At 35.7% G+C, this 16,980-nt stretch carries 10 protein-coding genes; 1 reads left to right on the forward strand and 9 read right to left on the reverse strand.

What is annotated here, in order from left to right; all coding sequences use genetic code 11:
* Nucleotides 1-17 precede the first annotated feature (17 nt).
* The 5 genes from GQR60_RS00240 to GQR60_RS00260 form a co-directional block, all read right to left on the reverse strand.
* On the reverse strand, nucleotides 18-3,398 hold the full coding sequence (locus tag GQR60_RS00240; protein WP_124991019.1) for a PAS domain S-box protein: 3,381 nt from the start codon (nucleotides 3,396-3,398) through the stop codon (nucleotides 18-20).
* 108 nt (nucleotides 3,399-3,506) lie between these two features.
* Nucleotides 3,507-3,968 carry an Lrp/AsnC family transcriptional regulator gene (locus GQR60_RS00245; RefSeq protein WP_124991020.1) on the reverse strand — a complete coding sequence of 154 codons (462 nt, stop codon included), beginning with the start codon at nucleotides 3,966-3,968 and terminating at the stop codon, nucleotides 3,507-3,509.
* A 374-nt stretch (nucleotides 3,969-4,342) separates the two neighbouring features.
* Nucleotides 4,343-7,132, reverse strand: a complete 2,790-nt coding sequence (locus GQR60_RS00250; RefSeq protein WP_124991021.1) for an alpha/beta hydrolase family protein — start codon at nucleotides 7,130-7,132, stop codon at nucleotides 4,343-4,345.
* Between the two features lie 34 nt (nucleotides 7,133-7,166).
* The gene (gene cysQ, locus GQR60_RS00255) at nucleotides 7,167-7,982 is read right to left on the reverse strand and encodes a 3'(2'),5'-bisphosphate nucleotidase CysQ (RefSeq protein WP_124991022.1); all 816 of its coding nucleotides are present in this window, start codon (nucleotides 7,980-7,982) and stop codon (nucleotides 7,167-7,169) included.
* Between the two features lie 44 nt (nucleotides 7,983-8,026).
* Complete coding sequence (locus tag GQR60_RS00260) at nucleotides 8,027-9,808, reverse strand: SLC13 family permease (RefSeq protein ID WP_124991023.1); 1,782 nt, start codon at nucleotides 9,806-9,808, stop codon at nucleotides 8,027-8,029.
* A 186-nt stretch (nucleotides 9,809-9,994) separates the two neighbouring features.
* Between GQR60_RS00260 and GQR60_RS00265 the strand changes: the two genes are divergently transcribed.
* Nucleotides 9,995-10,564: a DUF2284 domain-containing protein gene (locus GQR60_RS00265; RefSeq protein ID WP_124991024.1), complete on the forward strand. Its 570-nt coding sequence runs from the start codon at nucleotides 9,995-9,997 to the stop codon at nucleotides 10,562-10,564.
* 218 nt (nucleotides 10,565-10,782) lie between these two features.
* Here the strand turns inward: GQR60_RS00265 and GQR60_RS00270 are convergent, their stop codons facing one another.
* The 4 genes from GQR60_RS00270 to GQR60_RS00285 form a co-directional block, all read right to left on the reverse strand.
* Nucleotides 10,783-11,334 (reverse strand): HDIG domain-containing metalloprotein, encoded by a 552-nt coding sequence (locus tag GQR60_RS00270; protein ID WP_124991025.1) that lies wholly within the window; start codon nucleotides 11,332-11,334, stop codon nucleotides 10,783-10,785.
* On the reverse strand, nucleotides 11,318-12,559 hold the full coding sequence (locus tag GQR60_RS00275; protein ID WP_124991026.1) for an isocitrate/isopropylmalate dehydrogenase family protein: 1,242 nt from the start codon (nucleotides 12,557-12,559) through the stop codon (nucleotides 11,318-11,320). The genes GQR60_RS00270 and GQR60_RS00275 overlap by 17 nt, the downstream gene beginning before the upstream one ends.
* A 304-nt stretch (nucleotides 12,560-12,863) precedes the next feature.
* Nucleotides 12,864-13,646 carry a toxin-antitoxin system YwqK family antitoxin gene (locus GQR60_RS00280; RefSeq protein WP_124991027.1) on the reverse strand — a complete coding sequence of 261 codons (783 nt, stop codon included), beginning with the start codon at nucleotides 13,644-13,646 and terminating at the stop codon, nucleotides 12,864-12,866.
* A 56-nt stretch (nucleotides 13,647-13,702) separates the two neighbouring features.
* On the reverse strand, nucleotides 13,703-16,966 hold the full coding sequence (locus GQR60_RS00285) for a UvrD-helicase domain-containing protein (protein WP_124991028.1): 3,264 nt from the start codon (nucleotides 16,964-16,966) through the stop codon (nucleotides 13,703-13,705).
* Nucleotides 16,967-16,980 lie beyond the last annotated feature (14 nt).

Here is a 16,980-nt window from a genome sequence, read left to right on the forward strand (position 1 = left end):
CTTTAAAAGTCTGCTCTTTATTTTTTCTTCTCCGACATCATCCCGGGCTGAAGAAACTCATACAAAAGCTTATATAGGACATCTTTATCGATTGGTTTTGATATGTATCCTTTAAAACCTTTCTTGATCATCTTCTCTCTATCTTCTTTCAAAGCATATGCAGTTTGAGCAATTATCGGAATATTTGGGTTCATCTTTAATATCCGCTTTGATGCCCTATACCCATCCATGACAGGCATTTTAACGTCCATCAATATTAAATCAACATCTGTTTTATCTTCTATAATTTTTACAGCCTCCATTCCATTTTTTGCCCAGATCACTTTGGCAGAAGTGGGTGTTAAAATTTCATCTAACAGATGATAATTAATTTCAATATCTTCAACAATAAGAATCGTTTCATTTTTCAATAAAGGTGGTACAAGTCCGGTTTCGAAGCTTGTAATTTTTCCAATTTGTGAATGAACCGCATTTCTTAATCTAAAATAAAAAGTTGTTCCCTTATCCTTTTCTGAGGTAAGCCATAATTCTCCATCCAACAAGTTCGAAATCTCCTTGCAAATTGCCAATCCTAAACCTACACCTGACTGCATGCCCACAGCAGTTTCCTCAATCTGTCTGAATATATCAAAAATAATTTTTGTGTGCTCCGGTAAAATACCAATTCCAGTATCTGACACATAAAAGGTAATATCCGATCCTTCAATCTGATATCCATATGTAATTATTCCTGATTGTGTATACTTTATTGCGTTATTCAAAAGATTAGTTATCAATTGTATCAATTTCGTTTTATCCGAATACAAATACAGACTATCATCATCGGGAATGCATTTTAACCGCGTTGTTAAATTAAACTTATTGCTCTTATTTATCTCTGACTTTACATATTGCTGTAATGTTAAGAACAACTCAGACAGAGAAAAATCCTCTTTTTTAACTTTAGCTTCTTTCGCCTGAAGAAGCGATACATCAAATATCGATTCGATTATTTTCAACAAATGTTGTCCACTTGATTTTATGATCTCATTGCGTTTTACTATTTTATCAATAGAAGACTTAGAGTTTACCAATCCACTAAATCCTATGATAGCATTTAAAGGGGTTCTTAATTCATGAGACATAGATGCCAAAAATGTAGATTTTAATTGGTCACTTTCCTCAGCCTTTTCTTTTGCAAATATGAGTTTCTGCTCAAATTTTTTCCGGCTGATTACACCAGCCAGCACATCAGCGAAGGTATAGAGTAAATTGATGTCTTCCGAATCCCATTCTTTATCATGAAAAACGGAATCGAAGCCCACAAAACCTAATAAGGACTCATGGGATAATATTGGAAGAACTAATAATGATTTAAGATCGGAATGAAAATTACCAATCTTTTTCTGAATCGATTTTAATGAAAGTTTAGATAAAGGAAGATAAAGGTGTTCCCGTTGATTAAACTTCTCAATCCACCAATCGAAATTTTCAACAGCCAAATTCTGAGAAATCTCTTTCTTGGAAACAACACCATCCCGACACCATTCATTAGTATTACTCAATGTAATTCTATTTTCCTCAAACAAAAACACATAACTTCTATCTGTATTCGTAAATTCACCTATGTTCTTTAATGCACGGTCAATTAACTGATCTACATCACTTAAAGATGAACCAATAAAATCGGCAGAAATATCAATCAGCAATTTTTCTATTTCCGTTTTATGTTTTAACCGGGCCTCTGATATCTTCCGATAACCAACATCCCGAACAATAGATTGAACGAATCTGGTCCCATCTAAATCAATTAAATTAGAATTAATCACAACTGGAATAATTTCACCCGATTTGGTTAGATGATTCGTTTCAAAAGAGACTTTTCCTTTTTTTCCCAAAGTCTCTCTTATGGTATTCATCCCCTTGTCTAACTTTTCGCCTTTTACGCTTAAATTTTCAGGAGTAAGCTGATAAAACTCCTCCCGGGAATAACCATAACGCTTAATAGCGGCGTCATTAACCTCAACAAATTTTTGAAATTTAGATTCATGCCATGGATGAACAAAAACAGCATCGTTTAAAGAATTAAAGAGTATTCTAAACTTGTTTTCACTTTGTATTAAATTCTGCTCAGCAATCTTTCTATCCGTAATATCAGCAATATAGCCTTCAATAAATAAAGGTTTATTATTTTTATCCTTTATTGCAATTCCCTGCTCAAACACCCATTTAAGTATCCCGCCTTTACTAATGATTCTATACTCAATTGTAAATCTTTTATTTTTTGAGCTTGCTTCATTTACAACTTGTGCAACAAAATCCCGATCTTCAGGATGTATTATATCATTGTAGGCAACATGTGAATTATAATTAAGTTCTTCGGGCGCATAACCAGTTAAGTTTAAGCCTCCCTGACTAACGTATAACATGGTCCAAAACTCATCTGCCAAACATCTATAAACCATACCCGTAAGATTACCCATTAAAGTAGATAACCTTCTGGTGGCCTCGATGGATTTACGCTGCATTTTTTTTTGCTCTGTAATATTCCTTACAATTGCGGTAATTTCTCTATCTCCACTGCTGCTGATTCTGAACTCAAAATAACAAACGCCTCTTTCTTCAATTCTAAGCCGATAATCAAAAACCTGTACCTTTCCGGTATCTAAAGCAGCCTCCAAAGAATGCATAAACTCATTAGTCAAATTCTCCTCAAATACTTTTCGGATATCCAAACCAACAATTGATTCTTCATTTCGGAATAAACCTTTCTCCTCACCATGGAGATCTATCACCTTTCCATCCCTTGATATTCTTAAAATTAAATCAGGAATTGTTTCCAGCAAGGCTTTTGCTTTTGCCTCGCTTTCTTTCAAACGTTTCTCTGCAGCTAACCTTTCGGTGATGTCTTCAAATATGGTAAAGACTTCTTCACTGAATCCAGTCTCCTTATTCATTAAAGGTGTTGCAGTAATACTAATCCAGATGTACACCTGCTTTTGAGGATTATATACACCAAGTATTGAATTAGTCACCTCTTTACCCGTCATCAAGGCAATTTTTGCAGGATGTGTTTCCGCGGTCATTAAAGAACCATCTGCAAGGATGTTCTTAATTCTTGGTTCAAAACTTTCAATATTGAGTAAAAATTCCTTTTCAACACCTAAAATTCTTGATGCAGAAGGGTTGGTATAAATTATTTTCCCTTCCTTATTTCGAATTATTATTCCTTGATTTGTAGTATTATAAAGAAGGTCAGCCCTATTAACAGCATCTGTTTTTTTAAGGCTTTTAGAGTAATGATCTCTTTCCTTTTTCAATTTACCAACCTGCTTTTCCAACTCAGCAATTCTTTCCTTATATTCGGAAAGTATTCTTTCGAATGCATCATGGGACATATGTTGATTGTTATCAGTCATAAATTAAGATATTACCTAATAAAACCGAATTAGCTTATCACAAGTTACTAAAACAACATCAGGAATTTATTAGAAATAAGTATAAATTCTTTAGCCCAACAGTACCTATTATATATAATACTCAGATGTTTGTTTGATTTCCTTAATCAAAAATATACTATTCAGTACTCCTATGTTTTTAATTTTAGAAAGTTTATAACGTAAAAATTCATGATATTCCTCCAGACTTCCGACATGAATTTTAAGAATAAAATCGACCTGACCAACCGCATGATAACATTCCTGAACTTCTTGTAAATCCTGAATTTGTTCTTCGAATTCATCAATAAAAGCCTCATTATGATATCGCATGGAAACCTGACACATTACTGTAACTGCCTTTCCTATTCTCATTTTATCAAGAATAGCCACATATTTTTTAATGAAGCCTTGATTCTCCAACCTCCTAATTCTCTCGTAAACAGGTGATACCGTAATATTTAGCATCGCCGCAATTTCCTTGGCTGTCTTCTTTGAATCATTCTGAAGTATTCTCAGAATTGTTTTATCCGTTTGATCTAAATTCTCCATATCAGAAAAAATTACTCCTTTTACAACGTTTGCACAATCACCTTTAGTAAAAAAAAGGTCTAAAACTTACATTCTCAATAATTATTACTTAATTATTTAAGAAATATATGAAATAATATGGAAACATCTTTACTTTGCTAGCAAATAGTACGAATGCAAACATCAGTTTTTTTTGTAAATAGTTGATCTTAAAAATATAGGTTAACAGCCGAAGTAAAACAACAACAAACACACAACAACACACCTACAAACACTAATTCGAACGCCTCTTTTCCATCCGGAATCGAGGCGTTTTTCCATGTTTCAATTGATAGAAATATCAGAATACAAAAAATGCGTCCTTTTCAGAACGCATTATAACTATTTTAATAAATCTATTTCTTTAAATCGTAACCATCTGTAATTCCTTTTTCAACAGCCGGAATCCCATCAACCATCCATTCTGGAGCTGGTTTTCCTTTTAAGTAGAAATCAAAAAACTGCATGGTTCTGATGGATAAATCCACTCTGTTTGGTCGCTTTTTTAGATTATGATCTTCATCGTTATAAGATAACAACCAACAAGGTTTTTGCAAACGGCGCATTGCTACAAACAATTCTATTCCCTGATACCAAGGCACTGCACCATCATGATCATTGTGCATCATTAGTAAGGGAGTTTCAATTTTTGGTGCATAAAATATCGGCGAGTTCTCAATGTATTGCAATGTGCTGTTCCAAAGAGTTCCTCCAATACGACTTTGTGTGTGCTCGTACTGAAACATTCTGCTCATACCTGTTCCCCAACGAATTCCACCATAAGCCGATGTCATATTTGATACGGGAGCCCCGGCCATTGCACATTTGAATAAATTTGTTCTTGTTACCAAATAAGCAATTTGATATCCGCCCCAGCTTTGCCCTTGTAAGCCAATGTTTTCCTTGTCGATAAAAGAATAACGATCCATCATGCTCAGAGTTCCCGTTACAACAGCACTATATGCACATTCGCCAGGATAGCCGATTTTATGATAGGTAATATCAGGCATGAAAATCAGGTAATCATTACTTACACAATAGCTAGGGTTGATAATTGACCAATTGGGTTGCGGTACATGATGACGATGCAATGCATCGGAACTTCTCTCGTAAAAATAAACCAACATTGGATATTTTTTATTTGGATCGAAATTTTCAGGCTTGTACAATAAACCTTGCAATTCTTCGCCATCACCCGAAGTCCATTTCACCAACTCAACATCTCCCCACAGGTAATTTTTCTGCTGTGGATTCGCATCCGATACTTGTTTTGGGTTTGTAAACCTCATGTTACCAGTCCACAAATTTGGATAATCTTTAAAAGTAGATCGTTTCCATATCAATTGGTTTGCTTTTTTTGCTTTCAGAGGACTATTGAAACCTGCATCCTCAAAAACCAATTCTTCGGGTTCTTCATCTTGCTGTAAGCGGTAAAAACCCGATTTTTTTGTGAACTCATGAAATGCACTCAAAAGAACCGGCTTTTTCAAATCAATAAATAGTTCCTCTTCATTCAATTTCACGTAATCAAAGCGAATCTTATTTCTACGACCAAAGCTATTGGTAATATTTTCAGAACTTTTCACTCCTGTCGGATCCAACTTCCAAAAATCATATCTATCACTAATAATTACCTCCTCATCTCCTTTTGTCCATCCCACTACTCCATACGGACTGGGATCACTCGGAGTATCATGAGTTTCATCGTAAAAATTAGCTTTTATCTTCCTTGTTAATGCCACCGTTTTGCGATTCTCAATTTGATACGAATACCAAATACTATCCTGAGTCTCGAACCAGATCAAGAACTTCTGAGCAGGGGAAATATTCACGCGTGAATTTTTCTTTTCCAGCACCATGTCTTTCTTTCCCGTTTTTGTGTCTATTACATAGTAATCGGAATACCAATCATCCCACGAAGTCAATTGCTGGTAAGGCAATGACGAAGATCCGAGTGCTAATTTTGAATTTCCATCATCATACAGTTTCACCTCAGGTAAATTTTCATTTCCCAATTGCAAAACTTTATTTTCCAATGGATTATATACAGCTAACCAAGTTCTTTTCTTCTCTTTTTCGGCTTGTACTTTCTGTTGAGGCTGCAACAAAGGATCTTTCCAGTTCCATACATCAACATGATATTTTTCCTCGTCAAGCAAAGTGTCTTTTGGTTCATTAATCGGTCTGGGAGCTACTCCAAAAAACAATTTCTCTCCATTTTTCGAGAAATATATTTCTCCATTCTCACTTACCGTCCAATCTTTCTGAATATCCTTACTTAAGGTATCCACCAAAACCTTTAGCTCATTAAGTTTTATATTTTGATAGTATAAAGCAAAAGTTTTATTCTTGAGTGTATCAGCAGAAAAAATAAAAGAAAGCTGATCACCATTAGGTGCTAAAGATGTTTTCTTTGCAATTCCTTCTTGTTCAAATACAATTTTAACCTGCTCCTTATTAGCAGTAAACCAATTCACCTTCGAGGTTTGAATACTATCCCCTTCAACCTGAACAAAAGAAACAGCATTTCCATTTTCAGATAAGGCATAATCGGAAACATCTTTGTATCGATACTCTTTTCCCGACAGGAAATTTAAGATTACGAGCTCTCCTTTTTCAATTTTAGTTTTCGTTTCAGGTTTTTCAATTGAATCGTTAGCCAAAGAATCCTTTTTTTCCTTAGGCATTTTCAATAAAAAGGCCATCCATTCACCCTTCTCTTCAGGTATTTTGAATGATTCCAATTCCGCAAAATGCAAAATGCTATTCTCCTTCAAATTCCATATCCCCAACGAATCTTTTGGCAAATCCTTCTTTTCAATCTTCTTCACCTTCGCTTGTCGAATGGTATCAAACTGAGCTTTAATATTGAAACTTAAAATTTCACTTTCCGGCGAAAATATCGCCTGATATCCTCTGGCTACAGAATCCAACTTCCCCGTACTTACCTGATACAGGTAAAGATATCCATCTCCTTTCTGAGGATTTACTTCATAAGTGATCCATTCTCCGTTAGCAGATATCTGTTGATTTTTAAGGTTTTTCCAATGATCATAATCGGCATGACTTAATGGAATTTTATTTGTTTGTGCCAATAAGCTGCCAATAAACAGACAAAACAATATGGCAAGTATTGATTTTTTCATTTCTAAATTCGTTGTGTTTGTATGTATTGTTTGTTTAGTATTCTCTTTTACAGATGAACCAAGAATTTAAAAGGTCTTCCTTGTTGTATGAGATCTCATCATCGGAGTTTAAATGCAAAACCTTTCCTCCTGAAGCCGATACGATTGCATGTCCCGCAGCAATATCCCATTCCATTGTAGGAGCATACCGAGGGTAAACATCAGCCTCTCCTTCTGCAATCATACACAGTTTTAAAGAGCTTCCCTTTGATATTAACTCAACATTATCATGTTCCTCTTGCAGCTTCGAAATAAAATCTTTCGTTTCCTGATTCATGTGAGAACGAGATCCCACCACCCGAATAGACTTTCGATCCTGAGAAAGAGGCAGCGCTATGGAGTGCACGACTAATGAATCTAAATCACCAGACCAATCCACAATATCATCCATTCTAAATGCTCCCAATTCCTTATCGGAAAAATACAATTGCTTATAAACAGGTACATAAATAACACCCGCAATTGATGTTCCATTTTCAATTAAAGCAATGTTCACAGTAAATTCATCGTTCCTTTTTATGAATTCTTTCGTGCCATCGAGCGGATCAACGATCCAACAATATTCCCAGTTTTTTCTAATTTCGAAACCCAAATGCTCTCCCTCCTCACTTAAAACAGGTAAACCCAGCTCATCCAATATCGACACAATAGCCTGATGCGCCCTTTGATCAGCAATTGTTAACGGACTATTGTCCGATTTAATTTGAATCTCAAAATCTTTGGAATTATAAACTTCCAATATCTCTTTTCCGGCTTTTAACGATGTAGTTATCGCCGCAAAAAGAAGTTCTTTTCTTTTACTAAAATTCATAGGTTTTTATGCTTAACAATCCCTAAGGATTGTGGAATTATCAATTAATAAAAATAGATGTATGACAGTATCAATACAGTAACCAGCATATAAATAATGGTCAGAGGAAATCCTATTTTGAAGAAATCTTTAAAGGTATATCCTCCTGGTCCGTATACCATTAAGTTGGTTTGATAACCAATTGGAGTCATAAAATTTGCGGCTGCAGCAAATGCTACAACCAATACAAAAGGTTCCGGATTTAAATGAAGACTTAAAGCTATTGTAAGCGATATAGGAAATACAATAGCAACAGCAGCCTTATTGGTTATATAGGCAGCAAGTACCGATGTAATTAAATAAATTCCAAATAAAACTCCGACTCTTCCTAACGGAATAAAGACTGAAATTAACAGGTCCGCAATGATCTCCGCCAATCCGGATTTTATCATGGCTGTGCCAAATGCCAAGGCAAGAGAAATAATTAAAGCCAGATTAAAATCAACTCTCGATGCAATATCTTTAGGATTAGAAATTTTTAAAGCCAGAATAACAATAATCATCACAATTAAAGTCATGAACAAAGGCACAATTTTTAGTGCTGACAAGACAACAGCCAACACAGTTCCTCCAAGCAACAACCATATTTTATAAGCTTCCTGCTTTCTGAATTCTTTTACTTTCGATATAAAATAGAAATCCTGAACCAAATGAGAACGATCAACAAAATCGTCTCCTCCTAAAAGCAATAATACATCACCGGCACGAAGTTTTACTTCTCCGATTTTACCACTTACCCGACCTCCATTTCGATGAATACCAATAACTGCAGCATCAAAATGACCTCTAAAATTAGCCTCTTTAACTGTTTTGGATATCAAAGTTGAGTTATGAGAAATTACAATTTCAACCACCTCTATATGCTTTTTATGAGTCAGCATCCCAACCGTAGGAAGCGTTAATCCTGAATTGGGAAGCACCAAATCGGCAATGGTTTCGGTATCGCCAGCGAACAATAAACGATCGCCTTCTTCCAGTCTGTATTCATGCGAAACTGCCGCAATTCTTACATCACCCCGGTTGATCTGAAAAAGGTAAAGACCTTTCAAATTTCTTAAATCAGCCTCTTCAATTGATTTTCCAATTAAACCAGAATTGGATTTGACATGCGCTTCAACAATATACTTTCGTGAATTTTCAGAAAATTCGCCCAACACATCCTCTTTTTCCGGCAACCATTTCTTACTTACCAATAAAAGGTAAATCGACCCAATAAGCATCATTGGAATTCCGACATATGCAAAACTAAACATATCAAGAGAACCCAATGCAGGTATAATTTTCTGATCGATAACCATACCATTGACAATCAAGTTTGTGGATGTACCAATTAGAGTTATACATCCTCCTAATATAGCTGCGTATGATAATGGAATTAATAATTTCGATGGAGAAATATTATTGCGCTTGCTCCAATTATGCACATATGGCATCATAACGGCAACAAGAGGTGTATTATTTAAAAAAGCTGAAAAAGCTCCCACCAGAAATATCATTCGTGCCATGAATTGCCGATAAGTAGTGGCTTTTTGAAATACCTTATCAAATAGGGTTTCAACAATACCCAGATCCCTGATAATGTCTCCAATCAACAAGAGCATTAAAATGACAAAAACCTGATCATTAGCAAATCCACCAAGTATCTCTGAAGGAGTAAGAATCCCAAAAATCCCAAGAACAACAACTCCAATCAGGAAAGTAAAAGCAGGCCCAACCCATTCTTTATAGAATGATATTAGAATAAAAACCAACACGATTAATACAACGATCGCATTAAATGAGAGCATAAATAAGGTTTTTGGATTGAGTTTAAGGTACGAAGATACAAAAATACTGTAAGCTGAAAGCTCATTTTTCAATCCTTTGCACACCTGAATTATTAAACTGTTCAATTTTTTGTTCATAAACCTTCAAGCCACCCGACTAAAAGTTATCAAAACCATTAAATTTGTAAGGCTTAAAACAAATCAAATATGGATAATTACCAAACAGGCACCTTTGAGAAACAATTTCACAACAACACAATCACAATTCATTACAAGCAACTTGACCTCAAAACAAGCGAAATTCTTTCCTATCTAAATCCGAAAGAATTTAATATTTATTGCAAAAACGGCTGTCCAAATCATTCTCAAAAATGGACTTGCCCACCAAACTGTCCAACTTTTGAAAATTATTCCAAAGATTATTCTATTGTATCTCTTTACTTATTTTACACCTCGCCTCATCAATTTGAAAAAAATGATGACAAAGCCCTGTACTCTTACAATTTCATTAAAGAAGAACTGCAAACCTATCTTCGAAAAATTGAGCCGGCGAATGGAAAAATGATTGCTGCAAATAGTTGTGAGCTTTGCTCTACCTGCGGGCTTGCTTTGGGAAAGGAATGTCATATCCCGGAAAAAATGCGTTACAATTTGGTTGCCTTTGGTTTTAACGTAAGCAAAATAATGACCGATCTGTTTCAACACGAACTGCAATGGGCTTCGAAAGATCAAATACCTGATTTTGTAAGCAGTGTTGGAGCTATATTAAAAAAATAACTCCGGCAAATTAGTTGGCCGGAGTTTATTTGTATGATTTTATTTCTTAGACAATTATACCAAATTAACATCAAAACATGCCTTATAAAATGTTTCTTTTCAGCTATATTTTCGTTAAAAAAGATGCATCGTAACTTGGCTGTGCTTTACTTTTTTGCCTCGATACAGCTAAAAATTAATTCATTTTAATTAAAGTCTATTTTGAAATTAAATTGGCATTACACTTTTAATCTTTCTTTAAAAGGCAAAAAAGTCATGAAGTCGGCATGGTGAACAATGTAAGCTTCGGTGCTTCTTTTCACCATATTTCCTTCTCCTGCATGGGTTGCAATAATGTGGCAAACCTCGGGTGGAATACCACACTCCTCAGCCAATGAAACCCCTGAAAACGGATGACGGATGTATTTTCCATATGTGCCCTGAACTGCATTACCTTCCTCATCCAAAACATATTCCAACAACTTACCTACGTCGCAAAGTATGGCTCCGGAAAGTAAAACATCCATATCCACAGGCAACTCGTCTTTAAAAAAGGAATTCATTTTTTCGCCGCTTTCTTTTGCTATATGAACTACGCATTGCTTGTGATCCATAAAACTCACTTTAAGATCAGGTCCACATAAAAGCGTGAAAGGAATTCGTTCCAGATCTTCAGCGGACAGTACACTTCTTTCCAAAGCAATCTCCCATACTTTAGTCGTTTTTTCTCTTAGCACCTCATCTTCAATCCAATTGAGTTCGGGCCACAATTCCTTAACTATTTTTCTCATATTCATAATCAGGATTGTTGGAATATTTCGTTTTTAACTTTTCGATAATTACATCTGCCATTTGATGAGTGGATGCAGCACCATTAGCAAGCACATCTGCACTGCCTGTCATCTTCATCATATCATAGGTTTGTACCTTTCCTTCTTCAATTACTTCAGCAACCGCTTTTCTAATTCTTGCAGCTGTTTCCTTTTCTTCCAGGTACTCCAACATCATACAAGCTGATTCTACCATCGCAATAGGATTTACTATGGAAACCGAGTAACCGGCATATTTGGGAGCAGAACCATGAGTTGGCTCGAATACAGCAATTCCTTCATCAGACATTTGTGCACTGCACGCAAATCCCAAACCTCCAATAAGTCCTGCAAATCCATCAGACACAATATCTCCAAACATATTCCCCGCGACAATCACTCCGTAATTTTCAGGATTTTTGGTCAACCACATCATTTGAGCATCAATGTTTGTGTTCCAAAGTTCAATTTCAGGGAATTTTTTCTTCTGAATTTCCTGTGCCAGCTTAAACATCATTCCTGAAGTCTCGCGAATAACATTTGGCTTTTCGCAAAGCGTAACCGATTTATATCCATTCTTTTTGGCGTACTCGAAAGCTGCCATTAAAATTCTGGTGGTACCGGTTCTCGTGAAAATTCTTGTGGAAATGGATAAATCTTCCCTTGGCACACTGCCAAAATTCTTCACAAATTTAGGATGTGAAGTTAGTGCTGCATAAACAATATTATCGGGATTTGACCATTCTACCCCGCCGTACAAACCCTCTGTGTTCTGTCTGAAAATTACGACATCAACTATTGGTTCTTCAATGGCCCCTCCTTTGCCTCTGCGGATAAAATTTAACGGATTTCCTTTATAGGTTTTGCAGGGACGAATGCAGATATCGAGGTTGAAGTACTGACGCAAACCTACAATTGGACTTGAGTACACCAATCCTTTATTTTGCAAAGCCGGAGCCAATTCATTCGCTGCATCATCCTTTGGTTTGGACGTTATGGCACCAAACAATCCTATTTTATGCTTTTTGAGCAGTTCAACCGTCCGCTTAGGAAGAGGATTCCCTTCCTTACACCAAAATTCCCAGCCGATATCACCTTCTACGTAGTCTGCTTCAAATCCCGCAGAATTTAAGATCCTAATGGTTTCGTTAAGTACAACTTTGCCTATTCCATCACCGGGCATAGCAACAATAGTTCTCCTGGTCATAAGTTTCTGTTTTGTAAGTTTATACCAAATTAACATCAAAACATGCCTTATAAAATGTTTCTTTTCAGCTATATCTTCGTTAAAAAAGATGCATCGTAACATGGCTGTGCTTTACTTTTTTTCCTAGATACAGCTAAAAATTAATTCATTTTAATTAAAGTCTGTTTTGAAATTAAATTGGTATTAGTGTGATATATCACCTTAAATATACCAAATTACAAACATTATCTTATGAGGAAAATCAGTGTTTATTTCAACAAAAAAAGCCCCTAAAGGAGCTTTATATCAATAACAAAATTAATCTTTAGTTAGGATTTCGAATGGAAACAGGAACTATAATACTTAAAAGCCGATCATTTTGATACGTGGTTTTTTCCACTGCCACAATAGAAATGTTCTTTTCAATATTAAAACCTTTAGAAATAGGAATTCTTAATTCGCCTACTCCTGCAGTGGTTTTCAATTCAACAAGACCTCGGGTACCAATTGGCAAAAATTTCCCATCGATTAATTTACCCTGATAAAATTGTACTTTATTCCGCCCATTGCTCAACCGGAATTTAAGAACATATTCCTCCTTTGTTTTTAAAAGATTAATTTTCTCCACTTTAATGTAAGGTTCCGACTTCTCCTTCCCTGTCTTGGCATACTCTTTCAAGCCCACACAAAGCATATCATTTTTGTATAAAAGTTCAGATTTCAATTTCCCGTTTTCCCAGAATTTCTTCTGAAATCCATTCTTTTTTCCTTTCTCGTAATTGGTTTCCCGATAAACTTTTCCATCCTTATAATACCATAAAACAGCGCCGTGTTTCATCCCATCTACATAGGGAATGTCATACTGTTTTTCACCCGTTTTATAAAAGGTTTTACTGACACCAACTTTTTTATTGTCTTTGTACTCTACGAAGGATTTCAATTCCCCAGTCCCAAAATAATACTTTTTGATTCCATTTTTCACGTTTGACTTAACAGTGTCCTTTGTTTCAATCATCTTACTATCTGCTTGTTCTTTCGATCTCCCCGTCAGTAAATCACAGGAATTAAGTAGGAGTAAAACGCTTATCAGTAATACAATATTTTTCATCGATATTTTTTTTGACTGTGCAAGGTAACAGGATTTCAATTTGGAAGCAATAATAATTATACTTCCTCTATTTCAGATAGTTTTCCATAGAGAACAAATGCTTTCACCTTTTCGAATCCAAGTTGTTGAATCAATTTTTTATAAGCCAAAACCTGTTTTTTGTGGCTATTTTCTTTTTTCTTACCAAACTTAAAATCGATAACAACTGCCTCTTTTCCTCTGTAAATAACTCTGTCTGGTCGCTGCACCTCCCCTTTGCCCAAAAGAATATCTCTCTCATTAACCACCGTCCAATCTTTCGAAAACCATTCAGACACAATTGGGCCATTTAATAATTCTTTAGCAAAAAGTGAAACTTCCTGAGCTTGAATCTGATCCAGTTTCCCTTCAAATTGCAATTGACTCACCGCTTTGTTAACATCCTCTTTGTATTCTATCAGTTGAAACAGCTGATGCAGAATATTTCCTCTGCTTACCGGTGAAAAGGTCTCAACCGATTCTGCTTCCGAGAAATCAAAATAATCTGCCGAATGCGCCCGTAACTTTAACCGGTCATCGAGCAAAGAAGCAGGATACTCGCTCCTCTTCTCTTTTGTTTTTTGAGGCCCTTCGGAAACTCTGACTTTCAATTCACCCAATTCGAAATATTTACCTTCCTTGTTCCAATTCTGAGCTAAAGACACAATTTTATTTCCATTAAAATCAGAAGAATAGTTGTCTGAGTTTTCGAAGATGAACAAAAGTAAGTCCGAAATATTTTTCAAATCTCTCTTGGCCGAAAGTGGTGAATAACTGATAAAAACCTCTTCGGCTCTGGTTTGGGCAACATACAAAAGATTCAGATTATCAATATATGACTGCAACTTTTCAGTGAAATATTCCTGATAATAGATGGTTTCCTTCAAACTGCTGCTATATCGAACAGGAAGTACATCCAAAACATTAAAACCTTCTACTTTAGGCTGACACCAAAGTATGTTTGTGTGCCGTGCATTGTCCAGATCCCAATTGCAAAATGGTAAAATCACCACCTTAAACTCCAAACCTTTCGACTTGTGAATCGTCATGATTCGAATTGCATCCTGTTGATCTGAAACCGAAATCACTTCCTTGTCTTTTCGTTCAGCCCAATAATCCACAAAAGAATTCAAATCCGGAGCATCTGTCTTTGTAAATCCCAAAACCAAATCCTGAAAAGCCTCTAAAAAAGGGAAATCCTGAGCACGCTCATTCAATTTAAAAATATGAATTAATTTCTCAACCAAATCATACAAAGCCTGCCTTTTTAAAGCAGGAATATTGGCCGTAAATTCATCGGGGAAAACAGATTCAAATGTATTTTCATCTTTAGAAACTGTGTACAATTTATCCTTATCTTCCTGTTGCTGATTTTGAATGTAAACCTGATATTCCTGCTTTAAAAAGCCAAGATTTATTTTATTATCAGGATATACAAAGTAAGTCAGTAAATGACTTAGAAAACTAATAACTGAAGAGTTCTTCAAATAGAGTGAATCGTTTGAGATCACATCGTAATTGACTCCTTCTTTTGCATTTTCGCTTGCGCGATACGCCATTAAAGTATCAGCAATCAGGCCTCCTTCTTTTCCATTTCGAACCAATATGGAAATGTCTCTTGCCTGATAACCCATTTCCTGAAAATGCTCAATTCTTAACGGCAAATCTTCCAGCACCTTCTCAACCCAATCTGAATCAGTCTCTTTTTCAATAAAATGGGCTTTTACGTATCCAGGAAATTTCTCTTTACTTTCCGGAAAGTGCTGATAAACGTCCTGATAAGCTCCTGTAATTTTCTCCTGCTCCTCTGCTAATCCTTCCGAAATGTCAGCAGGAATAGAGGCATTGTATTCATTCTGCAAAATCTGCGCTCCAAGCGCAAACACTGAATTATTATAATTGATCACATTTTTAGAGCTTCGCCAGTTGTAATTCAGAGTCATGCCATTCACACCAAAACCCTCAAAATCCTGATCCAATTGTTCCGATAAGATTTTCCAGTCACCATTCCGCCATCTGTAAATGGATTGTTTTACATCTCCAACAACCAGAGAGTGATTCCCTTCGGCCAAAGAATTTGTCACCAATGGTCTGAAACTTTCCCACTGCATCGACGATGTATCCTGAAACTCATCAATCATGAAATGCTTGTAAACATTCCCAATTTTCTCATATATAAAAGGCGTGTCATTATCTCCAATAATGCTTCGGAGCAAACGACTCGCATCCGACAGAAGAAATATGTTTTCGCTTTCGGAAAACTCCTGTATTTTTTTTGACAAGTCTGTTAATATGCCCAAAGTATAAATATAACTCAAGGTTTTATCCGTTGATTTATACAACATCGACTGCTCATCGTAATGATTAACAGCCTTTTTCAACAAATCATTCAAACCAGCATTACAAGCCTCTCCAACAGCTTGTTTCGTTGAAGAACTTGCTTTCCCTGTTGTCCATTTTTCTGGAGTATCGACAGCCGACCTGGCTCTGATTCCCGGCTCCATTTTCCCTCCGGCTCCCAAACCCGACAAATAACCTGCCACACCAGATTTCCCGTAAGCAAACTCAGTAATATCCAAAGCATGTTGAGCCAAAACCTTCCTTGTTTCGTCTCCAATTTTGTTGAAAAACCCTTCAAAATCATCTTTTATCTCCTTTAAGATTTTACGATAGGAACTTAGGAAATTTTTATCCGAAAGTTTGTCAATTAATTTATCAGAGAAATTTTTAAAATCTTCTTTGAAAACTTCATTCCCAACGTCTAAAATTTCCTGTTTAAAATTCCAGTTTTTTCCTTCTCTGATTTTCGATTCTGCAAAATCGGTAAGCCATGATCTTAATTGTCCATCCTTATCTACATCAGTAAAAAGTAAATCAGCAGCCTCATTCAATACCCTTCGTTGGTCCAGTTCAATATTATAACCCATTTGTAATCCAATTTCGCGGGTAAAGGAACGAACCACTTTCTGGAAAAAACTATCAATAGTAGTGACAGAAAACCGGGAATAATCATGAAGAAGTCTGTTTAAAATTTCTTTTGCTCTGGAAACCAATTCAACAGAATTCAGATTGTGTTTTTCTTTTAATTCTATGGCATAAGGCGAATCATCAGATTGTGACAAAAGATAAATTTCTTTTACAATTCGAGACTTCATCTCATCTGTAGCCTTGTTGGTGAAAGTAACAGCAAGAATACTTTTATAATTTAAAGGATCTTCAAAAACTAGATTTAGATACTCTTTGGTAAGCGTATAGGTCTTTCCTGACCCTGCAGAAGCTCGATATATGGAAAGTTCGGACATATTTTAATCTTTAT

The organism is Labilibaculum euxinicum, assembly GCF_009795715.1.
In the GTDB taxonomy this organism is placed as follows: Bacteria; Bacteroidota; Bacteroidia; order Bacteroidales; family Marinifilaceae; genus Labilibaculum; species Labilibaculum euxinus.